Genomic DNA, 22,411 nt, shown 5'->3' with positions numbered 1-22,411 from the left:
CCCCGCCCCACCCTGCTCGTGCAGGTGCCCGGAACCACGGCGCTTTCCGTGGGGCCAGGGAACGGGGTAGGAGGGAAGGACTGGCATCCGCCTTGCTGACGGTGTTCCCCCGATGATGTTGCGTGCCCTCCCCCTCCTCCTGTGCCTGTTCGTGGCCGCTCCCGCCGGGGCGATGTCCGGCCTGGAGCAGGCGCGCGCGAAGGCGCAGGCGGCGCGCACGGAGGTTCGCACCCTGCGCACCCGGCAGCAGGGGCTGCGCGACGAACTCAATGGCCTGGCCGCGCGCATCGAAGCCCTCAAGGCCCAGCGCCAGGGAAAGCTCACGCCGGGCAACGAGCTGGAGTCCGCGCTGCGCCGCTCGCAGGAGCTGAGCGGGGAGCTCACGGGGCTGGCTCAGTCGGTGTCCGGCGCGGACGGCGAGGTGGAGCGCGCGCACCTGGCGCTGCACGGCGCGCTGTCCCAGGAGCTGACGCGGCTGCGCGCGGCGTGGGACGCGACGACGGACCGGGCGGAGCGGGCGCGGCTGGTGGAACAGATGCGGTCGGTGCGCGGCGAGCGCGATGCCGTGCGCGCGGCGCTGCCCGCCTCCCAGGTGCCGGCGCTGGAGGGCGCGGCGCGCGGGGATGATCCAGAGGACCTGCTCGCGCAGGCGGACGCGCTGCGCGACAGCCAGGACAAGGTGCGCCAGCGGCTCCAGGCCCTGAAGGCGCGCATCACCGAGGTGCGCGAGGAGCGCGACCTGGACCGGCGCATGAACGACTTCCTGGGCGAGGAGTCCATGTTCGACGACCAGGACCGGCGCCTGCGCCTGCGCACGTCGGGCGACCAGGGCCTGCAGGTGGCGCCCACCCAGCGGGGCGGCGGCAGCCGGCTGCCGGTGGTGACCACGGACGACATGGCGGAGACGCCGAACTACTCTGATCCCGGTCCGGGGGTTGGGGGCAACCCGACCGCGGGCGGGCCGTCACCGCCGACCGTCACCGCCAGCGACCGGCGGCCCCAGGTGGACCCGGTGCGCGCCCAGGCGCTGGCCGCGGGCGGCCCGGAGGACCTCTCCTCGCTGGAGCAGGAAGCCGCGCGGCTGGAATCCCTGGCGCGCGACCTGGACGGGCGCGCGGGCGCGCTGGAGCACCGCGCGAAGACGCTGGCGCCCTGAAGAAGCAGCGGGGGCGCCGCTAGAGCAGGCCGCCCTCCACCTCCAACACCACCGTGGCCTGCACGCGCACCTCGCGCTCCGGCAGGCGCCCCGAGCCGCGCAGGATGATGGCCATGCTGGGCGCGGCCACGTAGGGCCTCAAGTCCAGGCTCCCGTCCGTGTTCAACCCCACCGTGGGGTTGGGCGGGCGCAGGCCCATGCCCGCGATACCTTCGCGGGACGCGAAGCGCGACTCGGAGTTTCCCGCGCGGGCCACGGCCTCCAGTGAGTCCAGGAAGCCGAAGTCCTGCTCGTTGGGGCTCAGGATCTTGAGCGTCATCGACTTCACCTGCACGCGCGTCACCTCGTCCTTGGTGACGTCGCGGTTCTTGAAGTCCTGGTTCTCGTTGAAGTCCAGCGCCGAGAAGCTGCTGATGGCGGGAAAGGCATTCAGGAGCGTGGGGGTCCCCGCGGGGCTCGCGGGCACCGTCGCCTCGCCCTGGACCTCCGTGAGGAAGGACGACGAGGAGCAGGCGGAGAGCGACAGGCCGGCCGCCACCGCGAGGAAGGACGCGTAAGACATGGCCGCAATGTACCGGGCGGCCGGGTGCGGCGTCACCGACCGCGGGCGCACCCCGGGTGTCCCCGGCACGACTCGGACGGCCTGGACACTTGCGAGGGTGGGGCAGGCCAGCGGGCCGGAGTATGGTGCGCGCGTCTTGGACCGCCGCCTCTTCCCGCTCCTCTTCGCCCTCGCGTTGCCTTGGGGCGGAGGTGCGCGCGCGGCCGAGTGGCAGGGCTCGCTCCGGGGCACCGGCCGGGTGCTCGTGGACAGCAACGCCCCGCGCGACTTCTCCGACGGCGCCACGCCCGGCCCCAGCACGGACCTGGCGCTGAGCGCCCTGGGCGTGGCGGAAGGCCGGGGCACCGGCGAGCGCGCCCAGGTGGTGGGCCGGTACGAGCTGGGCGCGCGCAAGTACGTGGACTACGCCAACGAGGACACGCTGGTGCAGGCGGGCGCGCTGGAGGGCTCGCTCGCCCTGGGCACCGAGTGGGGCGTGGGCGCGGAAGCACACGCCAAGGACCGGCGGGGCGGCAGCCGCGCGTACTCGGACCTGGGCACCAGCCTCTTCGCCGAGTACGCCCCGGACGTGCGCCTGGCCCTGCGCATGCGCCTGGGCGCGCGCCGCTTCGTGTACCGCCCGGACCACACGGCCGACTTCGGAGGGGCGGAGGTGGGGGTGCTGGCCCGCTACCGGCTGAGCCCGCGCCACACGCTGAACGTCTTCGGCGAGTGGGGCTCGCGCCGCTACGGCCCCTTCGCCCGCCCCTTCCCGGGCGTCAGCACGTCCCCCGGGCGGCGGCAGGACGGCGCGCTGGTGGCGGGGGCGGGCTACACGTACCGGGGGCCGGTGAAGCTGTCGCTCACGTATGCCTTCCAGGAGGTCAGCTCCAACAGCTTCGGGGAGACCGCGCTGCGTCACCGGCTCACCGGCAGCGCTGGGGTGCGGCTGCCGTGGCGGGTGACGCTGCTGGCGCAGGGGACGCTGGGCCTGGCGCGCTACCCGGACGGCATCTTCCTGTCGCCGGAGATCGTCCTGGTGGAGGAGGACGAGGGGCAGGACTCGCTGTCCCTCAAGCTGGCCCGGCCCGTCTCCGCCCGCGTGGACCTGGAGGTGTCCTGGGGCCTCTGGAGCACGCGCCTGCCGCGCAACAACCTGAGCTACACGCGCCAGGTGTTCGGCGTGGGCTTCACCTGGCGTGACCAGGACTAGGGGTCAGTCCAGGTCGGCGATGCGCTCGTCAATCTCCTCCGCCAGGCTGGGGTGCTGCTGGGCGAGTGCGTGGTCCCGGGCGGTGGTGAGCACCTCTTTCGCCTTGTCCGTCTGGCCCGCCCCCGCGTAGGCGTCCCCCAGGGAGACGAGGGCGGCGGCGTACTTCGGGTCCAGGCGGACGGCGCTTTCCAGGCTCTGGATGGCGCTGTCGTATTCCTTGCGCTCCAGTTGGAGCTTCCCCAGGGAGAACCAGGCCATGGGGGCGTCGGGGAACTGGGCCACCATCTTCTTGAACTGCTCCAGGCGGGCGTCGCTCATGGACGGAACCCATTAGAGGAGCGCTGGAAGCTTGCCAAGGGTGCGATAGGGTATCCGCCACATGGCCACGAAGAAGAAGACCCCTGCATCCAAGAAGGCGAAGGCGAAGAGCGGCACCCGGGCTCCGGCCCGTAAGAAGACCGCCGCCAAGAAGGCGAAGAGCAGCCTGCGCCCGCCTCCGCGCAAGAAGACCGCCGCCGCGCGCAAGAAGGCCCCGAAGGCCGCCCCTCCGCCCCCGTTGCCCAAGCCCGCGGAGAACCCGAAGGCACGGGAGCTTGCGCGCCGCATTGGCGACCTGCTGCTGGACAAGAAGGCCACGGACGTCGTCATCCTCGACATGCGCGGGATGACGTCCTACGCGGACTACATCGTCATCGCCTCCGGCGAGAGCGACCGCCAGGTGAGCGCCATGGCGGAGAACGTCCAGGTGCAGCTCAAGCAGGAGCAGCAGCCCCTGCGCCCCATCAGCACCGAAGGCCTGGAGACGGGCCAGTGGGTGCTGCTGGACTACGACGACGTCGTGGCGCACCTGTTCAACGGCGAGGTGCGTGCCTTCTACGACCTGGACGGACTGTGGGCGGACGCGCCCCGGGTGAAGCTGTCCTAGTCCCGTGAAGGTCCGGCTCCTCTCCATCGGCAAGGACCGCTCCGGGCTGTTCGAGCCCGCCGTGCAGGAGTACGCGCGGCGGCTCGAGCACTACACGCGCTTCGAGCTGCTGGAGCTCACCGAGGCATCGGGCCGCAAGCTCAAGCCCGGCGAGGCGAAGTCCGCGGAGGCCGCCGCCATCCTGGGCAAGCGCAAGCCGCAGGACTGGGTGGTGGCGCTGGACGAGCGCGGCACCCTGCTGGATTCCGTGGAGCTCAGCCGCTACGTCGCCAAGGCGCAGACGGGCGCGAAGGACCTGCTCTTCGTCATTGGCGGGGACGAGGGGCTGGATGACTCGGTGCGCGGCGCGGCGCATCAGGTGATGTCGCTGTCGCGGATGACGCTGCCCCACCGGCTGGCGCGCGTGGTGCTCATCGAGCAGCTCTACCGCGCGTTCACCATCCTGAAGGGCGAGCCCTACCACAAGTAGGCGGCCGGGCAGCCTGTCCGCCGGGGCGCTGGAGTCCGGGGCGTCAGGGCGTGGGAAGGCCCCGCGTCGGGAGCGCCCATCATGAACACGCCCTCTTCTGAAACCTCCACGGCCGCCACCGTGCGCATCATCGCCTCGCCCCAGTCCTGGGTGGAGGGCGAGGCCGTCCGCCAGCTGGAGGCGGTGGCGCGTCTGCCCGGCATGCGGCTCGCGGTGGGACTGCCGGACCTGCATCCCGGAAAGGGCGCTCCGGTGGGAGCGGCCTTCGAATCCGAGGGGTTCCTCTATCCCTACCTCGTGGGCAGCGACATCGGCTGTGGCATGGGGTTGTGGGACGTGGACCTGCTGACGCGCAAGGCGAAGGCGGAGCGGTGGGCGGCGAAGTTGGACCTGGAGGGGCCGTGGGTGGGAGACACGGACGCGGTCCTCGCGGAGCACGGCGCGAGCAGTACCGGCTTCGAGGCGGCGCTGGGCACGGTGGGAGGCGGCAACCACTTCGCGGAGGTGCAGCGGGTGGAGGAGGTGCACGACGCGCGCGTCTTCGAGGCGCTGGGCCTGCGGGAGGAGCGGTTGCTATTGCTCGTGCACTCGGGGTCGAGAGGACTGGGAGAGGCCATCCTGCGCACCCACGTGGACCGGCACGCGGCGGGTGGCCTGGCGGCGGATTCGGAGGAGGCGCGCGCGTACCTCACGCGGCACGACGGCGCGGTGCTGTGGGCGAAGGCGAACCGGGCGCTGGTGGCCCAACGGGCGCTGGATGGGATTGGCGCGACGGGGCGGCGGGTGTTGGACGTGTGCCACAACAGTGTGACGCCGCGGCATGAGGGCGGGCGCGTGGGGTGGTTGCACCGCAAGGGCGCGGCGCCCTGGGACGAGGGGCCGGTGGTGATTCCCGGCAGCCGTGGGGCCCTGAGCTATCTGGTGTTGCCGGTGGGCACGGGCGAGCAGAGCGCGCACAGCCTGGCGCACGGCGCGGGACGCAAGTGGACGCGCACGGCGGCGCGGGAGCGGCTGAAGGAGCGCTTCACGGCGGAGTCGCTGACACGCACGTCCTTCAAGAGTCACGTCGTGTGCGAGGACCGGGACCTGCTCTTCGAGGAGGCGCCGCCCGCGTACAAGGCCATCGACCGCGTGGTGACGGACCTGGTGGACGCGGGGCTGGTGCGGGTGGTGGCGACGCTGGCGCCGGTGCTCACGTACAAGACGCGGAGCCGCGCGTCGGAGTGAGCGGCACGGGGCTCGCACGAGGGGCGCGAAGATGCGCTGCCCCTGGGAGTCCCGGTGATGTGGAAGGCCCTGCTGGATTTGCTATATCCGCCCATGTGTCTGGCCTGCGCGAAGGTGCTGCCGGGCGTGGGCGCGGTGTTCTGCGAACCGTGTGACACGGCGTTGGAGCGGCTGCCGCCGGTGTGTTGCCGGACGTGCGCGGAGCCCGGTGCGTTCCCGGGGAACACCTGTCCCCGCTGCCGGACGGTGCCACCACCGTTCAGCCGGGCCTGGGCGCCGTTCGCGCACGAGGGGCCTGTGGCTCGGGCCATCCACCGGTTCAAGTACGAGGACCACCCGGACCTCGCGGCGCCGCTGGGAGCGTTGCTCGCGGACGAGGCGCGGCGGTTCCTGAGGACCGCGCCCGGGTGCGTGGTGGCGTTGCCGCTGCATGTGCGGCGCTTCCGGAAGCGGAAGTACGACCAGGCGCACCTCCTCGCGGGGCAGCTGGCGAAGGCCACGGGGCGGACGGCACCGGGGGGCTGGCTGGAGCGCTCGCGGGAGACGCGCCGGCAGGTGGGGCTGAGTGAAGCGGAACGCGCGGGCAACGTGGCCGGAGCGTTCGTGGCGTCGCGGGCGGTGAAGGGGCAGGAGGTGTTGCTCCTGGATGACGTGTTCACCACCGGGTCCACCGCGCGGGCCGCCGCCGTCGCGCTGCGGGACGCGGGCGCGGTGCGAGTGGAAGTGCTGACGTTGGCGAGGGCTTTCACCCTCGCCTGATTCAGCGGCTCAGTCCCGGGACTGCTTGAGCCGGGCGAGTTCGGCCTCGAGTTCCTTGAAACGGCGTTCAGCCTCGTCCGCGCGCCGGGCCTCCTCGTCCGCGCGCCGGGATTCTTCTTGGGCACGGCGTTGCAGGCTCATTGTCTGGTCTTCCAAGCGTTCAATGAACTCTTCGGAGACCAGCAACGGCGCGTTGCCCGCCCAGAAACGCACGTCCTCGCCCTCGACCTGGAGCTCGAGTCCCAGCACCTCCGAGACGTAGCGGCCGTTCCGGGACGCCATGCGCGAATAGACACGCGCATCCGGTGTCGCCAGCCGGTAGCCCTCCAGCGTGAGCCGTCCCCCATCGAAGATGAAGTACTCGGGGATTCCCAGCCGGGCATACCGGCTCACGTTGAACTCGGCGTCCTTCTTCCGGTCGCCCCCGACGTGGATCTCCATCACCCAGTCGAGCCCGTGCCCCTCGTGGCTGACCATCCACTTCTTCCGGCGATGGTTTTCGACGTCCAGCACGACCAACAGGTCCGGCGCGAAGCGTCGTTCCGCCGGGTAATACACAGGCAATTCCGCGCCCACGTAGGCTTTGCGTCCACGGCGTTTGAAGTAGCCCCTGAGCGCCTCGCGTGCGAGTGCCTTGGGCTCCTGATGGCTGTCCCCCTCGGGCATCGCCATCTCTTCGTACGTCACCTCACCCGGCAGTGCCGCCACCACCCGGTCCCGCTCCTCCTGCCCCATCCGCTCCCACTCTTCCTGTGAAGGCGCCCGGGGGAAGGCGTCTCCAACCTTGTCGGTATGACGTCCCATGACCTCAAGCCTGCGTCGGGTAGGTCTCATGGTCAATCGCCCCCACCCGGCCATGAGCAAGCAACACGCCAAGGAAACTCTCAGACGCCGTCCATGCTTCACGGCGAATGACTCCCACCGCGGACTCAACCCCTGGCAATGAGGCGAACGCGCAGCCGCGCTGTGCCCCGCATTCCAGGGCCGCGGCGGTGGAATGCGCGCGATGCGGTGCATTCATGTGCGGGGCGTGCGTTGCCCCGGATAGCGAGCCCGCGCATTGCCGGACGTGTCATCGGCACCTGCTGGCAACGGGCGCCGTCCTTCCCAACAACCGCTCCAGCCTGGGCGAGTACCTGGTGATGGCCTTCCTCACGGCAGCGGGAATCTACCTGGCGCAACGTACGGACATGGACGCACTGTGGCTGATCCTCCTGCTGATCGGCTTCCCGCTGGGCCTCGCCTGTGGCGTCGTGGCGCTCGTCCGGGAACGGAGCCACCTCAGTGCCCGCATCTTCGTGCCCGCGATCATCGGCATCATGCTCAACACCCCTCCGTTCCTCTGGGGAATGCTGCTGCTCGTGCTGCCGATCATCGTCGACAAGTGGTGAATCAGCGCGTCTTCGCCGTCTCCAACGCGAGCGCCTCACCGCGCAACTGCCCGTCCAGCCAGAACGTCCCGCCCGGCACGAGCGAGGCCACGAAGGCCACGGCGATCCGCTTCACGCCCCAGCGGTATTCGATGGCCGCCATCATCAGCGTGTAGAGGTACGCCATGAACAGCAGGCCGTGCGCCATGCCCACCACGCGGACGCCCAGGGGCATGTTCAGCGCGTACTTCAGCGGCATGGCGATGAGCAGCAGCACCAGGAAGGACAGGCCTTCCCAGAAGGCGACGGCGCGGAAACGGCCCAGGGCGGTCTTCAGCATGAGCTCCTCTCTCCTCCGCCCCTTCCCGCGGCGTCAAGGCGCGCAGCCGAAGCGGTATGGGCTCCCGTCGTCAGCGCGGTGAGCCCCGGTGATACAGGCTCCATTGTCGCAGGGCGTCCTCGCGATGCCCCTTGGCGCCTCCGAGCCTGCCCGCTCCAGGTCCGGCCTGACGCCAGGGCCTCCAAGCCGCTCACGGGATGTCGGACGCATCACGCCCTGCGCCTTCCTCCACCCGTCCACCCCCGGAGGCTGTTATCCCCCTGCGCGTGCACCCCACCCAGACGAACCCTTCTCTCCCCGCCCTCGCTCGCGAGGCCGCCCAGGCTCCGGCCGCGGCCCGCCGCCAGCTCGAACGGTGCCGCGACACCTTCGCCTACCTGGGTGCCCGCCTGCGCCGCACGCCTCCCCGCTTCGTCGTCACCTGCGCTCGCGGCAGCTCCGACCATGCCGCCGTCTACGGCAAGTACCTCATTGAAACCACGCTGGGGCGCGCCGTGGCCTCCATGGGCCCCAGTGTCGCGTCCATCTACAACACGCGCTCCCTGGACCTGCGCGACGCGCTCTTCATCGCCATCTCCCAGTCCGGCCAGAGCCCCGACCTCCTGCGCATGACCGAGGCCGCCCGCGCGGGAGGCGCCGTCGTGCTGGGCTTCATCAACGATGAAGCCTCGCCGCTGGCCGCGCTGTGCGACGTGCGCATCCCGCTGTCCGCCGGCCCCGAACACAGCGTCGCCGCCACCAAGTCCTATCTGCTCTCCGGCCTCGCCTTCCTCCAGCTCGTCGCGCACTGGTCGGACTCCGCGGAGCTGCACGACGCCGCCAGGCGGTTCCCGGACGCGTTGGAGGCCGCGAGCAAGCTCGACTGGTGGCCCGCGCTCGCGAAGCTCAAGGACGCCACCAGCCTCTATGTCGTCGGCCGGGGCAGCGGCCTGGGCGCCGCGCTGGAGATGGCCCTCAAGCTCAAGGAGACCTGCCGCTTGCACGCGGAGGCTTTCAGCACCGCGGAGGTGCTCCACGGTCCGCTCGGGCTCGTGCGGCCGGGCTTCCCCGTGCTCGCGCTGGGGCAGGAGGACAACGCCGCGCAGGGCACTCGCGACGTCGTGCAACGCATGGTCGAGCTGGGCGCGAGCGTCCACACCGCCCTGTCCGTTCCCGGCGCGCAGCCCCTGCCCACGCTGCCGGGCCTTCCCGCGGCGCTCGCACCGCTGTGCCAGGTGCAGAGCTTCTACTTCGCGGTGCACCAGCTCGCGGCGGCACGCGGGCTGGACCCGGATGCGCCCGCGCACCTGCGCAAGGTCACGGAGACCGTGTGATGCCCAGGCCTGTCGCTCTCCAGCGCACGCATGTCTTCACCAGAAGCCCGCGCCTTGAAGGCCGTGCCGTCTTCCTGCGCAAGGTCACGGAGACCGTGTGATGCCCACCGTCCTTCAAGGCGCCCGCATCTTCACCGGGGACCAGCTCCTCGAAGGCCACGCCGTCGTCCTTGAAGGCGGCACCGTCCGCGCCGTCGTGCCTCCCTCCGCAATCCCCACCGGCGCCACCGTGCACACGCTGCCCGGTGACACGCTGCTCGCTCCCGGCTTCGTGGACGTGCAGGTCAACGGCGCGGGCGGCGTGCTCTTCAACGACACGCCCACCGAGGAGGCCGCGCTCGCCATCGCCTCCGCCATGCGCGAGTGCGGCACCACCGGCCTCCTGCCCACCTTCATCACCGATGACGCCGTTCGCATGCGCGAAGCCTGCGAGGCCGCGCTCACCGCCACCTCGCGCCCTGATAGCGGCGTGCTCGGCATCCACCTGGAAGGCCCCTTCATCAGCCACGAGCGCGCTGGCGTCCACGTGCCGTCATTCATCCGCACGCCCGACCCTCGCGACCTCGACTACCTCACCGCCCTGCCCCGCCGCTTCGCCGTGCACGGTGGCCGCGTGCTGATGACTCTCGCTCCCGAGTGCGTGGACGGCGCCACCCTGCGCCGCCTCGCCACCTCCGGCGTGGTGCTCAGCGCGGGCCACACCGCCGCCACCAGCGAGCGCACCACCCAGGCCTTGCAGTCAGGCGTGCGAGGCTTCACCCACCTGTTCAACGCCATGCCTCCGATGATGAACCGCCAGCCCGGTCCCGTCGTCGCCGCGCTCCTCCAAGACGATGCGTGGTGCGGCGTCATCGCGGACGGCGTGCACGTGCACGCGGACAACCTGCGCCTGCTCCTCAAGGTCAAACCGCAGGGCAAGGTGTTCCTCGTCACGGACGCCATGCCGCCGGTCGGCACGCCCGTCACGTCCTTCACCCTCCAGGGACGCACCATCCTTCGCCGCCACGGCCGCCTGGAGACGGAGGACGGCACGCTCGCGGGCGCGGACATCGACCTCACGGCGGCGGTGCGCCACTGCATCCACTCGCTCGGGGTCCCCCTGGAGGAAGCGCTGCGCATGGCCTCGCTCCACCCCGCCACGTTCATCGGCGTGCACGGCCACCGCGGCCGCATCGCTCCCGGACACCGCGCGGACCTCGTGCTGCTGAAGCCGGACCTTTCCGTCCACACCACCTGGGTGGGCGGGCAGGTGAAATCCAAAGCCAGCCATTAACCCGGAAAAATGGGGACGTGACTCCTTCCGCGTGTACCGCAGGCGAGGAGAACACGAATGCGTCGTAGCAAGTGGATTGTGGGACTGGTGGCGTCCGCGCTGACCGTCGCCGGTTGTGGCCAGGAGTCCTTCGCGCCCGAAGCCGAGGGCCCGGGCAGCGTGATGAAGGCGCCGCTGGATGCCGCGTGGGCCGTGGGCGTCGCCTACTCCGTGGGCACGCGCGTCACCTATGAAGGCCGCGTCTATCAGTGCCGTCAGGCCCACACGTCGCAGGCGGACTGGACGCCGTCGGCCGTGGCGTCGCTGTGGCTCGACCTGGGCCCCGTGACGGGCGGCGGCGACACCACCGCGCCCGTCGTCACCGCGACCAGCAGCAGGACGAGCGTCACCACCGCCGGCTCCATCACCATCTCCGGCAGCGCCACCGACGACACGGGCGTGACGAAGATCGAGATCCTGGAGAACGGCACGCTCGTCGCCACCGCGTCTTCCTATACGCGCAGCTTCTCCGGCTCCGGGCAGAACGGCACGTACACATACACCGTGAAGGCGTACGACGCCGCCGGCAACGTGGGCACGAAGACGGTCACCGTCACCGTCGCCATCCCCTCCACCGGAGACGTCACCGCCCCGGTCGTCACCGCCAGCGCCAGCGCGTCGCGCATCACCGCCGCCGGCTCCGTCACCGTCTCCGGCAGCGCCACCGACGACACGGGCGTGACGAAGATCGAAATCCTGGAGAACGGCACGCTCGTCGCCACCGCGTCGTCGTTCACGCGCGCGTTCTCCACGTCCGCGCAGAACGGCACGTACACGTACACCGTGAAGGCGTACGACGCCGCGGGCAACGTGGGCACCAAGACGGTCAGCGTCGTGGTGGAGCTGCCCGGCACGCCTCCTCCGGGCGGCAAGAAGATCGTCGGCTACTTCACCGCGTGGGGCATCTACGGCCGCAACTACCAGGTGTCCAACGTCCCGGCGTCGAAGCTCACGCACATCAACTACGCCTTCTCCAACATCTCCCCGGACGGCAAGTGCATCCTCGGGGACGCGTTCGCGGACATCGACAAGGGCTTCGGCTACCCCGGTGAGTGGGACCCCGGCGCGCTGCGCGGCAACTTCCGCGCGTTCAAGGAGCTGAAGAAGACGAACCCGAACCTCAAGCTGCTCATCTCCATTGGCGGCTGGTCCTGGTCCAAGTACTTCTCCCAGGTGGCCGCCACCGCCGCGTCACGCACCGCGTTCGTGAAGTCCTGCGTGGACCTGTACGTGAAGGGCCAGTTCCCCGGCGTCACCCCGGCCAACGGCGTGGGCGTGTTCGACGGCATCGACGTGGACTGGGAGTACCCCACCGGCGGCGGCCTGCCGGACAACATCAGCAGCCCCGCGGACAAGGTGAACTACACCCTGCTCATGCAGGAGTTCCGCACCCAGCTGGCCGCCGTGACGGCGCAGACGGGCCAGCCCTACCTGCTCACCATCGCGTCGGGCGCGTCGCCGGACCTGCTCGCCAACAAGCAGGAGACCGTGAAGCTGGCCGGCATCCTCGATTGGATCAACGTGATGTCCTACGACTACCACGGTGCCTTCGAGAGCACGGTCAACTTCCACTCCGCGCTCAACCGCGTGACGGGCGACCCGGGCGCCAACGACGGCTTCTACACCGACGGCTCCATCGCGAAGATGCTCCAGCTGGGCGTGCCCGCCTCCAAGATTGTCCTGGGCGTGCCCTTCTACGGCCGCGGCTGGGGCAACGTGCCCAACGTGAACAACGGCCTGTTCCAGACCGGCGTCCCCACCCAGGGCACCTGGGATGACGGCCAGTCCGGCCTCACCGGCGTGTTCGACTACAAGGACATCAAGGCCCGCTTCGAGAAGGCAGGCTCCGGCTACTCGAAGTTCTTCCACCCGGAGAGCAAGCAGGCCTACGTCTACAGCCCCACGACGAAGGTGTGGGTGGCCTACGACGACCCGGAGAGCGTCGCCGCCAAGTCGGACTACATCCTGGCCAAGGGCCTGGGCGGCGCGATGTTCTGGGAGCTGAGCGGTGACGACGGCGGCCTCGTCAACGCGCTCTACAACAAGCTCCACTGACGCTTCCCCCCTCGCAGGGGACACACACCGGGGCCGGCACGGGCATCACGCCCGCGCCGGCCCTGTGCGTTTTTCCGCCGCTGCCTCCACGGGCCCACCCCGCCCCACACCGGTCCGGCATAGAGTGGGACGCGAATTGGTTGCCTGCCCGCCGTCCGGGGCCGCATGCAGGGGAAGGCCGTGACGGGTCCGCCTGTTCACTGGCGTCATCGCCCCCTGCCTGCCCCCGGGCGCCGCTGCTACCTGAGGAGAACGGATGTCGCGTTTCACATCGCTGGCCGCACTTGTCGTGCTCACCTGCCCCGTCCTGGGGCTCGCGAAGCCGAACGCGGACGACCGGGCCCGCGAGTACGCGGCCGAAGCCGTCAAGGGCGCCAACTCGCCGCGCGGCGGCGCCGCCCTCCTGCGCATGCACGCGCTGGTGGATGACGTGGAGGACCTCACCCCGCTGGTGAGCACCTACCAGCAGATCGCGTCCCGCCGCACGTCGGACGCGAACACGCGCACCACCGCTCAAATCCTGCTCATGGACGCGGAGCGTTCCCGCGGCCGCATGGTGCGCGCCAACGAGGTCCGCCAGTGGCTGGGCTTCGTCAACGACTACTACGTCGTCGGCGGCTTCGAGAACGAGGGCAAGGCCGGCTGCGACACGGACTTCGGTCCGGAGGCCGCCAACCTGGACCTCACCGCGCGCTACCCCGGCGCGAAGGGCCACGAGGCCACCTGGCGCAAGCTCTCCGTCACGTCCGCGGACGGCTACGTGGACCTGGCCACCGCGGTGCGCCCCAACAAGGAGTCCGTGGCGTACGCGCTCACCTGGCTGGAGGTTCCGCAGGACACGCGCGTGGCGCTGGGCCTGGGCACCTCCGGCGGCTACCGCCTGTGGGTGAACGGGCAGCTCGCCTCCAAGGAGGACCGCTACAACCTGCCCCGCCCGGACCAGACGCGCGTGTCGGTGAAGCTCAAGAAGGGCCTCAACCGCGTGCTGGTGAAGGTGTGCCAGGAATCCGGCCCGCTGGGCTTCTACCTGCGCTCGGAGACGGCCTCCGCCCGCGCCTCGCTGCCCGCCAAGGCCCCCGCCCTGGAGCGCATGCCCGCGCCCGCGCCGCAGCCCTTGCCCACCCTCACCTCTTCGCTGCGCGCGCTGGTGGAGAAGAACCCGGACGACGCCCAGCTGCGAGGCGACTACGCCCAGGTGCTGGCCTTCTTCCGCGCGTATGACGAGCGCGAGCACACCGCCAGCGCAGAGGCCGCGCTCGCGGCGGAGAGCGCCCCCGGCGACGCGCGGTTGCAGGTCCTGGCCGCCAACACCCAGACGGACGACCTCAACGAGCGCCGCCGCTTCCTGGAGGCCGCCGTGAAGGCGGACCCCACCTACGCCCCGGCGCGCCTGGCGCTGGCGGACCATGAGATGGACCGCGGCCACCCGGAGCGCGTGCAGCCGCTGCTCGCCCCCATCCTGGAGGTGGAGGACGGCCGCAACGTGCCGGGCGCGCGGCTGCTGCTGGCCCGCGCGGCGGAAGCCCTGGGCGAGCGCGCCCGGGCCAACGCCCTGGTGGAGGAGGCCTTCCGCCAGCAGCCGCGCGTGCCCCGCGTGGTGCGCGTGGCCGCCGCGGCGTCCCGTCAGCTGGGCCGCGACCAGGAGTCGATGGACCGCATGCGCGTGGTGCTGGCGCTGCGCTACGACGACGTCAACACCCGCCGGCAGCTGGCCTCCATGCTCGCGGACGCGGGCAAGGTGGACGCCGCCGAACGCGAGTACGCGAAGCTCACCGACCTGAACCCCTTCGACAACGGCAGCCGCGTGCGGCTGGCGGAATTGAAGGCCGCCAACGGCGCCGTGGAGGAGGCCACCGCCCTCTTCACCGAGGCCAAGGCCCTCTCCCCGGATGAGCCCGAAGTCTACGAGCGCGAGGGCCGCGCGCTGCTGGCCGCCGGTCAGCGCGAGCCCGCCCTGGCCGCCTTCGAGCGGTCGCTGGTGCTGCGCCCGCAGAACCCCGGCCTCAAGGAGGCCCTGCGCACGCTCAAGGGTGAGTCCGAGAGCGCGGGCACCCAGTACCTGGTGGACGCGAAGCCCCTGTCCAAGGAGGCCGAGGGCTACATGAACGAGGACGCGCTGTACCTCGTGGACAACACCTACGTGCGCGTGCAGAAGAGCGGCCTGTCCAGCCGCATGCAGCAGATGGCGGTGCGCGTGTACAACCAGCGCGGCGTGGACGCGTTCCGCAGCGTGCCCATCACCTACTCGCCGGACCGTCAGGAGGTGCGCGTGCTGCGCGCCCGCGTGACGAAGCCGGATGGCTCCGTGGTGGACAGCTACGGCGACGCGGACCGCAACATCAACGAGCCGTGGACGGGCATGTACTACGACGCCCGCGCGCGCATCCTGTCGTTCCCGTCGCTGGCCGCCGGTGACACGCTGGAGCTCACCTACCGCCTGGACGACACCGCGCAGGACAACCTGCTGTCGGACTACTGGGGCGACGTGGAGAGCGTGCAGGGCGTCTACCCGAAGGTGCGCTTCCAGTACGTCGTGGACATGCCCAAGGAGCGGCCGCTGTACTGGAACAAGAGCCGCTTGGCGGGCGTGGAGCAGCAGCAGGAGGCCCCCGAGTCCGGCCGCACCGTGTACCGCTTCGGCGCCAAGCACGTCTCCAAGGTGGTGCCTGAGCCGGGCATGCCGGGCTGGGCGGAGGTCGCCCAGAACCTGCACATCTCCACGTACAAGACGTGGGACCAGGTGGGCCACTACTGGTGGGGCCTGGTGCGTGACCAGCTCCAGCCCAACGCGGAGCTGAAGACCACGGTGGACCAGGTGCTCACCGGCGTGGACCGCAAGGACCAGCTGGCCGTCGTGCGCGCCATCTACTCGTTCGTCGTCACCAACACCCGCTACGTGGCGCTGGAGTTCGGCATCCACGGCTTCAAGCCGTATCGCGTGGACCGCGTGCTGGCCCGCCGCTTCGGTGACTGCAAGGACAAGGCGAGCCTCATCCACTCCATGCTGAAGGTGGCAGGCGTGGACAGCCGGCTGGTGCTGCTGCGCATGCGCAACCTGGGCGCGCTGGACGCGGAGCCCGCGTCGCTGGCGGCCTTCAACCACGCCATCGCGTACGTGCCCAAGTTCGACCTGTACCTGGACGGCACCGCGGAGTTCCACGGCGCCAAGGAGCTTCCGTCGGCGGACCGCGTCGCCAACGTGCTGGTGGTGGACCCCAACGGGACGAGCAACTTCCTCACCACGCCGGAAGCGAAGGCGGACGACAACAAGACGACGCTGGCCATGAGCGTGGCGCTGCGTCCGGACGGTGGCGCGGACGTGAAGGGCCAGAGCAGCGTGTCCGGCCAGTCCGCCCCGGACTACCGCCGCGCCTACCGCCCGGAGTCCACGCGCAAGTCCACCTTCGAGCGCGCCTGGGCGCAGAGCTTCCCCGGCCTCACCGTGCGCGAGGTGAAGCTCAGCGACACCACCCGCCTGGATGACGACGTGACGCTCGACTTCAACATGGGCATCCCGCGCTACGCGGAGGTGCTGCCCGGCGGCAGCCTGCGCTTCCTGCCCTTCGGCACGGGGCGCACCTATCAGCAGGCGTACGCGTCGCTCGCCGAGCGCCGCTTCGACCTGGTGATGCAGAGCCCCTGGGTGAACACCTTCAAGCTGCGCTACACGCTGCCCGGCGGCTACACGGTGACGGAGCTGCCCCAGGCCGTGGAGGAGACCACGAAGTTCGGCCACGTGAAGCTCAGCTACCGCGTGGAGAACGGCGCGCTCGTCGCCGACGGCGAGGTCGCCCTCTCCGTCGCCCGCATCAAGGCGGACGAGTACCCCCAGTTCCGTGAGTTCCTGGGCCGGGTGGACCGCGCCTTCGGCCGCCGCATCCTGCTGCAGGGGCCGGGGCAGAAGACGGCTTCGCGGTAATCGCGGACACTCGCGGCGCCTCAATGGCGCCGCTTCGCACGGAGGGCTTGACCCGGACGCGGCCCTCCGTGTTCAAGCAAGTGCATGCACCGTGCACGCGCGCTCGTCCTTGGCTGCCTGCTGGTGGCGGGGGCCGCCACCGCCGCTCCCGTCGTCCAGCTTCCTGAAGGGGGACGGGCGGTGGAGGTCATCCCCAAGGGCGTGCTGTGCGGCCCCGTGCGCGGCGGCTGGGTGCTGGAGGGCCGCACGCTCAAGCCGCCCACGCGCGCGGAGGAAAACAGCCGTACGCTGGAGCTGAAGGTCGCGGACGACGAGGCCGGGTGCGCCACGGCCACCGACACCGTGGTGGTGGTGGCCACCGGGCCCTTCCCCCGCATCGACAGCGCCTCCACCACGTTCTATCCGGACGACGGGCGCCTGGAGCTCAAGGGCACGGGCCTGAAGAACGTGGCCATCGCCTGGTCCGGGACGCCCCGGGGCGAGGATCCGAAGACGGCCTCCCTGGACGGCGAGGATGCCTGCCTGGAACCCAACGCGCCCAACGAGTGCGCCGTCCCGCTGACGCCCGGCCTGCCCACGGACGCGACGTTGTCGTGGGTGCCTCCCTACGGTCGCAGGGGCGCGGGCGTGTCGACGTACGACGCCAACGGGCGCTTCCTGGATGACGAATACTTCCGCCTGCGCCCCGGCCGCACCGTGCTCACGCGGCCGCTGGTGCAGTCCTCCGGCGTGGACCTGTCCAAGGGCCCCGGCTACGCGTCGGTGACGCACTCGGAGGCCGTCGCGTCCGTGGACTGCGGCACCGCGCGCTGTGAGGTGACCGAAGGCGCCGTGTCCATCCGCAACGTGCCGGGGTTGAACCCCACGGTGACGCTGCGGCTGCGGCTGGTGCCTCGCGTGTTCTTCGCGAAGGGTGACGCGCTGGAGACGTCCGTGACGGAGACGCTGCCCGTGCTCGCGTGTCCGCTCACCGCGGTGGAGGGCACGGTGCTGCGCGACGCGGAGGACTCCGGGCTGGTGATGCGCCTGGACCCGGCCTGCGCGCATGACCCGCGCGGCCTGATGTGGACGGTGAACGGCGCGCGCGTGCGCGTGGAGCGCGTGGTGAAGGCGCAGGACGGCACCTACGTGCTCTTGCGCACCAGCGGCACCAACGAGCCACAGGTGACCGTCACCGCCATCACCTCGCGCGTGGACGGCACGGTGGTGGCGTCGGAGACGGCGGACACGAAGCCCGTGCCGGATCCGCGCGCGACGCTGGAGCTGCCCGGCCACGGCACCATCGACTTCGTGCCCACCAACCGCCCGGCGGAGGTGACGGTGGCCTCCAACGGCGGCCTGGGCCGCTTCGTGCTGCGCCCGCTGGGCGGCGCGTACACCGTGACGACGCGCGAGTCCGCCACGCTCATCCAGGGCGAGGCCACCGCGGGCGGCTTCGTGTCGCTGCGCTTCGGCTACCGTCTGCCCACGCTGCCGGCGGAGCTGGCCACGTCCGACCTTTTCCTCACCAACGAGCGCGTGCAGCGCGCGGTGCGGGAAGCCAGCGTGCCCACCAACGTGGAGAACCTGGTGGAGTTCATCTGCGCGGACAAGGAGGGCAACGACGAGAAGCTCACGCCCAGCCGGCCGCACCGGGTGGACTACGCCATGCGCAACACCTGCCGCGTCATCATCCACCGCGAGCGCCTCACGCCGGAGGAGGGCAACCAGGAGATCACCCTGCGCATCACGGTGACGAAGTCGGACAACTCCACGCGGGGCGAGAGCAGCGTGGACCAGCGCCTGTTCCTGCGCCCCAAGGGCGAGGTGCGCGTCATCCCCGTGCAGGGCAACCTGGGCCAGTACGACCGCATCCTGGTGCAGGTGGCGCACGTCGCGGATGAATCCCGCTACGCCCTCTCCACGGTGGACCGCACGGGCCTGCCGTCCGCGCAATGGACCGCCATCGTGCGCGGCGGCATGTTCCGCCTCTACACCATGGCCACCATCCCCGCGGGCCTCTACCGCGCGACGCAGCCCACGGGACAGCTGGCCATCAACTTCGGCGTGCTGTCGCGCCTGGCGCTGCTCAACAACGAGGGCCAGGAGCGCCTGCTGGGCATCGAGCTGGGCCTGATGGGCCTGGGCCTGGTGCCGCAGTCCGGGGACATCCAGTTCCCGCCCACGCTCGCGGCCGTGCTGGGGCTGGGCTTGCGGGTGCCCATCGGTCCGGGCGCGGCGGTGGGCGCGCAGGCGTGGATTGCCCGTGAGTTCCGGGGCGACATCACCCGGCGCACCAACGGCGACCCCAACACCGACACCGTGGTGCCCTCCAGCAAGTGGTCCTTCATCTTCGGACCCAGCATCTCCGTGGGCAACGTGGGCTTCAACCTCTGAAGCCCACGCCGCGCCTCGCGGCTACTTCCCGAGCAGCGCCTTCAACAACCGCCGCACCTCCGGCGGTCCCTCCACGCGGTACGCCGCGCGCGTGTGCTTGTTGCCCGCGTGCACGGTGATGCCGCCGGGGGGCACCGCCGCGAAGAGGTCCTCGTCGGTGACGTCGTCGCCCACGGCCAGCACGCGCACGTCCGGCGCCTCCTGCTTCAGCACCTCGGACACGACCCGGCCCTTGTTCACGCCCCGGGGCCTCACCTCCACCACCCGGTCCCCGGGCAGGATGTGCATGGGCTCCTGGGAGAACTTCTCGAAGAGCAGCAGTCGCAGCTCGCGCGCCTGGAGCGCGCCGAACTCCGCGTCCACCTTGCGGTAGTGCCACGCGAGCGACGCCGTCTTCTCCTCCACGAACGAGCCCGTCACCCGCGCCGCGAATGCGTCCAGCACGGGCTTCACCTGGGACTTCCACTCGAAGGACACGCCCGGCAGCGCGTGCCACGGCTGGCCCCGCCGCATGCGCGACCACAGGCCGTGCTCCGCGTGCAGACCCAGGGGCAGTTCGCCGAACCATGCCTCCAGCGTCTCGCGCGGGCGGCCACTCACGATGTGCACGGACAGGTCCGGCCGGGCGCACAGCTCCCGGAGCAGCGTCATCAACTCCGCGTCCGGCGCGGCCTGCTCCGGCGTGGGGGCGAAGCCCACCAGCGTGCCGTCGTAGTCCAGGAACAGCACCTTCCTGCCCGGCCCCTTCAGCTTGTCCAGGGCCGTCATGCCGTCCGGCAGCGGCGGCTTCTCCGCCACGGAGGGCAGGCCCTGGAGCCGGTCCAGGAAGCTGGCCACCCACCAGTGCACGTCCCGCGTCTTCACGCCCGCGCGCAGGCAGCGCATGCGGTCCTGGCGCTCGGGCCTGGGCATCTCCAGCGCCTGTTCGATGGCGTCCGCCATGCCCTCCACGTCGTAGGGGTTCACCAGCAGCGCGTCGCGCATCTCCGCCGCCGCGCCCGCGAACTCGCTGAGCACGAGCACGCCGTCCTCGTCCGGGCGGGCCGCGCAGAACTCCTTGGCCACCAGGTTCATGCCGTCGCGCACGGGCGTCACCAGCATCACGTCCGCGCCCCGGTAGAGGCTCACCAGCTGCTTCTCGTTGAGCGAGCGGTAGAGGTAGTGCACGGGCGTGCTGTGCACGGTGCCATAGAGGCCGTTGATGCGGCCCACCAGTTCATCCACCGTCTCGCGGTATTCCGCGTACGCCTGCACCTGCGTGCGGCTGGGGACGGCCACCTGGATGAAGCGCAGGCGCCCGCGCAGGGACGGGTCGCGCTCCAGCACGCGCTGCACCGCGAGCAGGCGCCGGGGGATGCCCTTGGTGTAGTCCAGCCGGTCGATGCCCACGAGCAACCGCTCGCCGTGGGCGCGGTCGTGCAGCGTCTTCACCTCGTCCAGCACCGCGGGCTCGCCCGCCAGCGTCTCGAAGGCGGTGGAGTCGATGCCCATGGGGAAGGCGCCCACGCGCACCTCGCGGCCCTGGAAGAGGACGCGGTCGATGTCCGTGTCCAGCCCCAGGTGCCTCAGCAGCGTGCCGGAGAAGTGCCGCACGTAGCTCACCGCGTGGAAGCCGATGAGGTCCGCGCCCAGCAGGCCCTTGAGCAGCTCCACGCGCCGGGGCAGCGTGCTGAAGATTTCAGACGACGGGAACGGGATGTGGTGGAAGTAGCCGATGCGCGCCTGCGGCAGGCGCTGGCGCAGCAGCCCGGGCACCAGCATGAGCTGGTAGTCGTGCACCCAGATGGTGTCGCCCGGCTGGTAGTGCTTCGCGGCCAGGTCGGCGAAGCGCTCGTTCGCCTTGCGGTACGCGTCCCAGTCCCGGTCCTGCCGGGGGACGCGGTCCAGCATGTAGTGGCACAGCGGCCAGAGCACCCGGTTGGAGTAGCCCTCGTAGAAGCGGCTGACCTCGCTGGCGGACAGGTACAGCGGCACGCAGCGCAGGTCCGACAGCTGCTGCTCCACCTGCGTGCGCTGGGCGTCCGTCAACCGGGAGACATCTCCGGGCCAGCCGATCCACAGGCCTCCGGAGCGCTCGTGCGGGCGGCTGAGGCCGGTGGCGAGCCCTCCGGCGCTCCGCACCACGGAGACGGCATCCTTCTCCGCCTTGACGGTGACGGGAAGACGGTTCGAAACGAGGAGGAGTCGAGCCATAGACCCACTAGCTCTATTCACCCCCTCCGGGAATGGCTACCACCTCGTGCGCCTGGCTGACGGTTGCAGGACCCTGGCCCGTCCGGGACCAGCCGAGCCTGTCCAGCAGCGCGGGTTCCTTCCCGGCCTTCCACACGAACGCGTCCAGCACGTAGTGCGTGGCCTGCGGCAGTGCAAGCAGCGGCACCACGAGCGCCAGCACATCGGCCTCCAGGACGGGGCCACCGTCGCCGAACAACACCGGGCTGTCGTGCCACACCAGCACGTCCCACAGCCCCTCCTCCAGCAGCGCCAGCACCGTCAGGAACAGCAGGAAGCCGGGCAGCCCCGCCCGCAGGAGCACGCCCAGGTCCCCGAAGCCACCTTCCGCGTGGCGCCCGCGCGCGTAGCGGAACAGGAGCGCGAAGTACGGCACGCCATGCAGCACCACGTTCATCACCGTGAACGCGAAGTCGTCCCGCGCCAGCACGATGCCGCCGAACCACGCCACCCACGTGGCCGCCACCAGCAGCACCTTGCCGGCCTGCACGCCTTCGCCCCGCGCGATGCGAAGACACTGGAAGCCCGCCCACAGCGTGAGCACCGCCGCGTGCGCGCCCAGCGCCACCGTGCCCGCCCACGCGGGGAGTCCGGAGAGGAAGTCGTTCTCCACGAACCACCAGAAGCCGCGGGGCAGGTTCGCGTGCCACCAGACGACGGGGCCCAGCGTGGCGGCATAGACGGCCGCCGCGTCCAGGCGCCGCTCGAAGGCGGACGCGCGCGCCTTGCGGTCGTAGAGCGCCACCCAGCCGTACTGCTGGCGGATGAAGTGGAACAGCGCCACGTACGCGAACAGGCTCCAGAACGCGCCGGGAGAGGCCATGTACGCGAAGACGCCCGCCACATACGCGGCGAGCGGCGCGCCCACGTAGAGACCGGGGCGGCGCGACACCTCCTCGCCGTCCAGGTACGTGCGGAACAGCGTGGACCAGACGTGCGCCACGTCCACGCCCACCACGAACAGCAGCCACGCCCACGCGGGCGTGTCCCCCACCGCGCCCAGCCACGGCGCGGCCAGCACGAAGGCCACCGACACGAGCGCGCTGCCGGCGAACACGGTGAGGTCCACGCCACGGCCGAACAGCCAGGCCTGCGCGGGCGAGAGGAGACGGGGCATCGGGACGCGGAGGATAGCAACCTCCGGCGTCCCCGGACGAAGCGATCCCGGACAAAGCCCCACATGGGGTCCGCCTTGATTTCACCC

At 71.0% G+C, this 22,411-nt stretch carries 18 protein-coding genes; 12 read left to right on the top strand and 6 right to left on the bottom strand.

The window, feature by feature from the left end; genetic code table 11:
- The first annotated feature begins 112 nt into the window (after positions 1-112).
- A complete protein-coding gene (locus D7X32_RS18875) occupies positions 113-1,156 on the top strand; it encodes a TetR family transcriptional regulator (protein ID WP_120603948.1) in 1,044 nt (347 codons plus the stop codon).
- A 19-nt stretch (positions 1,157-1,175) separates the two neighbouring features.
- Here the strand turns inward: D7X32_RS18875 and D7X32_RS18870 are convergent, their stop codons facing one another.
- Positions 1,176-1,718: a hypothetical protein gene (locus D7X32_RS18870; RefSeq protein WP_171449616.1), complete on the bottom strand. Its 543-nt coding sequence runs from the start codon at positions 1,716-1,718 to the stop codon at positions 1,176-1,178.
- Between the two features lie 136 nt (positions 1,719-1,854).
- Here D7X32_RS18870 and D7X32_RS18865 point away from each other — a divergent pair, with 136 nt between their 5' ends.
- Positions 1,855-2,910: a hypothetical protein gene (locus D7X32_RS18865; protein WP_120603954.1), complete on the top strand. Its 1,056-nt coding sequence runs from the start codon at positions 1,855-1,857 to the stop codon at positions 2,908-2,910.
- A 3-nt stretch (positions 2,911-2,913) separates the two neighbouring features.
- Here D7X32_RS18865 and D7X32_RS18860 read toward each other — a convergent pair whose 3' ends face one another.
- The gene (locus D7X32_RS18860; protein WP_120603947.1) at positions 2,914-3,228 is read right to left on the bottom strand and encodes a tetratricopeptide repeat protein; all 315 of its coding nucleotides are present in this window, start codon (positions 3,226-3,228) and stop codon (positions 2,914-2,916) included.
- Between the two features lie 61 nt (positions 3,229-3,289).
- Between D7X32_RS18860 and rsfS the strand changes: the two genes are divergently transcribed.
- The 4 genes from rsfS (at position 3,290) to D7X32_RS46275 (ending at position 6,290) form a co-directional block, all read left to right on the top strand.
- Positions 3,290-3,835: a ribosome silencing factor gene (gene rsfS / locus D7X32_RS18855; RefSeq protein ID WP_171449617.1), complete on the top strand. Its 546-nt coding sequence runs from the start codon at positions 3,290-3,292 to the stop codon at positions 3,833-3,835.
- 4 nt (positions 3,836-3,839) lie between these two features.
- The gene (locus D7X32_RS18850; protein WP_120560138.1) at positions 3,840-4,304 is read left to right on the top strand and encodes a 23S rRNA (pseudouridine(1915)-N(3))-methyltransferase RlmH; all 465 of its coding nucleotides are present in this window, start codon (positions 3,840-3,842) and stop codon (positions 4,302-4,304) included.
- An 81-nt stretch (positions 4,305-4,385) separates the two neighbouring features.
- Entirely contained in the window at positions 4,386-5,531 is a 1,146-nt protein-coding gene (locus D7X32_RS18845; RefSeq protein WP_120603946.1) for an RNA ligase RtcB family protein, read from the top strand.
- A gap of 57 nt (positions 5,532-5,588) precedes the next feature.
- A complete protein-coding gene (locus tag D7X32_RS46275; RefSeq protein WP_208752473.1) occupies positions 5,589-6,290 on the top strand; it encodes a ComF family protein in 702 nt (233 codons plus the stop codon).
- A 9-nt stretch (positions 6,291-6,299) separates the two neighbouring features.
- Here D7X32_RS46275 and D7X32_RS18830 read toward each other — a convergent pair whose 3' ends face one another.
- Positions 6,300-7,094, bottom strand: a complete 795-nt coding sequence (locus D7X32_RS18830; RefSeq protein ID WP_120603945.1) for a Uma2 family endonuclease — start codon at positions 7,092-7,094, stop codon at positions 6,300-6,302.
- A 338-nt stretch (positions 7,095-7,432) separates the two neighbouring features.
- Between D7X32_RS18830 and D7X32_RS18825 the strand changes: the two genes are divergently transcribed.
- Complete coding sequence (locus tag D7X32_RS18825) at positions 7,433-7,681, top strand: hypothetical protein (RefSeq protein WP_120603944.1); 249 nt, start codon at positions 7,433-7,435, stop codon at positions 7,679-7,681.
- 1 nt (position 7,682) lies between these two features.
- Here D7X32_RS18825 and D7X32_RS18820 read toward each other — a convergent pair whose 3' ends face one another.
- On the bottom strand, positions 7,683-8,000 hold the full coding sequence (locus D7X32_RS18820; protein WP_120603943.1) for a DUF3817 domain-containing protein: 318 nt from the start codon (positions 7,998-8,000) through the stop codon (positions 7,683-7,685).
- A 266-nt stretch (positions 8,001-8,266) separates the two neighbouring features.
- On the opposite strand from D7X32_RS18820, the gene D7X32_RS18815 reads away from it, so the two are divergent.
- The 5 genes from D7X32_RS18815 (at position 8,267) to D7X32_RS18795 (ending at position 18,975) form a co-directional block, all read left to right on the top strand.
- Positions 8,267-9,313 carry an SIS domain-containing protein gene (locus tag D7X32_RS18815; RefSeq protein WP_244239070.1) on the top strand — a complete coding sequence of 349 codons (1,047 nt, stop codon included), beginning with the start codon at positions 8,267-8,269 and terminating at the stop codon, positions 9,311-9,313.
- A 100-nt stretch (positions 9,314-9,413) separates the two neighbouring features.
- Complete coding sequence (gene nagA / locus D7X32_RS18810) at positions 9,414-10,586, top strand: N-acetylglucosamine-6-phosphate deacetylase (protein ID WP_120603942.1); 1,173 nt, start codon at positions 9,414-9,416, stop codon at positions 10,584-10,586.
- A 57-nt stretch (positions 10,587-10,643) separates the two neighbouring features.
- The gene (locus D7X32_RS18805; protein ID WP_120603941.1) at positions 10,644-12,680 is read left to right on the top strand and encodes a glycosyl hydrolase family 18 protein; all 2,037 of its coding nucleotides are present in this window, start codon (positions 10,644-10,646) and stop codon (positions 12,678-12,680) included.
- A 256-nt stretch (positions 12,681-12,936) separates the two neighbouring features.
- On the top strand, positions 12,937-16,599 hold the full coding sequence (locus D7X32_RS18800; RefSeq protein WP_120603940.1) for a DUF3857 domain-containing protein: 3,663 nt from the start codon (positions 12,937-12,939) through the stop codon (positions 16,597-16,599).
- An 84-nt stretch (positions 16,600-16,683) separates the two neighbouring features.
- A complete protein-coding gene (locus D7X32_RS18795; RefSeq protein WP_208752472.1) occupies positions 16,684-18,975 on the top strand; it encodes a hypothetical protein in 2,292 nt (763 codons plus the stop codon).
- Between the two features lie 21 nt (positions 18,976-18,996).
- Here the strand turns inward: D7X32_RS18795 and D7X32_RS18790 are convergent, their stop codons facing one another.
- Positions 18,997-21,168, bottom strand: coding sequence for a bifunctional alpha,alpha-trehalose-phosphate synthase (UDP-forming)/trehalose-phosphatase (locus D7X32_RS18790; RefSeq protein ID WP_120603939.1), 2,172 nt, complete (start codon positions 21,166-21,168; stop codon positions 18,997-18,999).
- Positions 21,169-21,181: 13 nt separating this feature from the next.
- On the bottom strand, positions 21,182-22,324 hold the full coding sequence (locus D7X32_RS18785; protein WP_120603938.1) for a hypothetical protein: 1,143 nt from the start codon (positions 22,322-22,324) through the stop codon (positions 21,182-21,184).
- Positions 22,325-22,411: the final 87 nt, after the last annotated feature.

This window comes from Corallococcus carmarthensis, from assembly GCF_003611695.1.
GTDB lineage: Bacteria > Myxococcota > Myxococcia > Myxococcales > Myxococcaceae > Corallococcus > Corallococcus carmarthensis.
Note: the sequence above shows the minus strand (reverse complement) of the source record. Positions and strands in the feature narration are given on the sequence as shown.

Bases quoted from the DNA above. Each gene is read 5' to 3' on its own strand.
- D7X32_RS18800 (WP_120603940.1), top strand. From the start codon at position 12,937: ATGTCGCGTTTCACATCGCTGGCCGCACTTGTCGTGCTCACCTGCCCC.
- D7X32_RS46275 (WP_208752473.1), top strand. From the start codon at position 5,589: ATGTGGAAGGCCCTGCTGGATTTGCTATATCCGCCCATGTGTCTGGCC.
- D7X32_RS18785 (WP_120603938.1), bottom strand. From the start codon at position 22,324: ATGCCCCGTCTCCTCTCGCCCGCGCAGGCCTGGCTGTTCGGCCGTGGC.
- D7X32_RS18790 (WP_120603939.1), bottom strand. From the start codon at position 21,168: ATGGCTCGACTCCTCCTCGTTTCGAACCGTCTTCCCGTCACCGTCAAG.
- rsfS (WP_171449617.1), top strand. From the start codon at position 3,290: ATGGCCACGAAGAAGAAGACCCCTGCATCCAAGAAGGCGAAGGCGAAG.
- D7X32_RS18805 (WP_120603941.1), top strand. From the start codon at position 10,644: ATGCGTCGTAGCAAGTGGATTGTGGGACTGGTGGCGTCCGCGCTGACC.
- D7X32_RS18870 (WP_171449616.1), bottom strand. From the start codon at position 1,718: ATGTCTTACGCGTCCTTCCTCGCGGTGGCGGCCGGCCTGTCGCTCTCC.
- D7X32_RS18820 (WP_120603943.1), bottom strand. From the start codon at position 8,000: ATGCTGAAGACCGCCCTGGGCCGTTTCCGCGCCGTCGCCTTCTGGGAA.
- D7X32_RS18825 (WP_120603944.1), top strand. From the start codon at position 7,433: ATGGCCTTCCTCACGGCAGCGGGAATCTACCTGGCGCAACGTACGGAC.
- D7X32_RS18845 (WP_120603946.1), top strand. From the start codon at position 4,386: ATGAACACGCCCTCTTCTGAAACCTCCACGGCCGCCACCGTGCGCATC.
- nagA (WP_120603942.1), top strand. From the start codon at position 9,414: ATGCCCACCGTCCTTCAAGGCGCCCGCATCTTCACCGGGGACCAGCTC.
- D7X32_RS18795 (WP_208752472.1), top strand. From the start codon at position 16,684: ATGCACCGTGCACGCGCGCTCGTCCTTGGCTGCCTGCTGGTGGCGGGG.
- D7X32_RS18860 (WP_120603947.1), bottom strand. From the start codon at position 3,228: ATGAGCGACGCCCGCCTGGAGCAGTTCAAGAAGATGGTGGCCCAGTTC.
- D7X32_RS18830 (WP_120603945.1), bottom strand. From the start codon at position 7,094: ATGGGACGTCATACCGACAAGGTTGGAGACGCCTTCCCCCGGGCGCCT.
- D7X32_RS18875 (WP_120603948.1), top strand. From the start codon at position 113: ATGATGTTGCGTGCCCTCCCCCTCCTCCTGTGCCTGTTCGTGGCCGCT.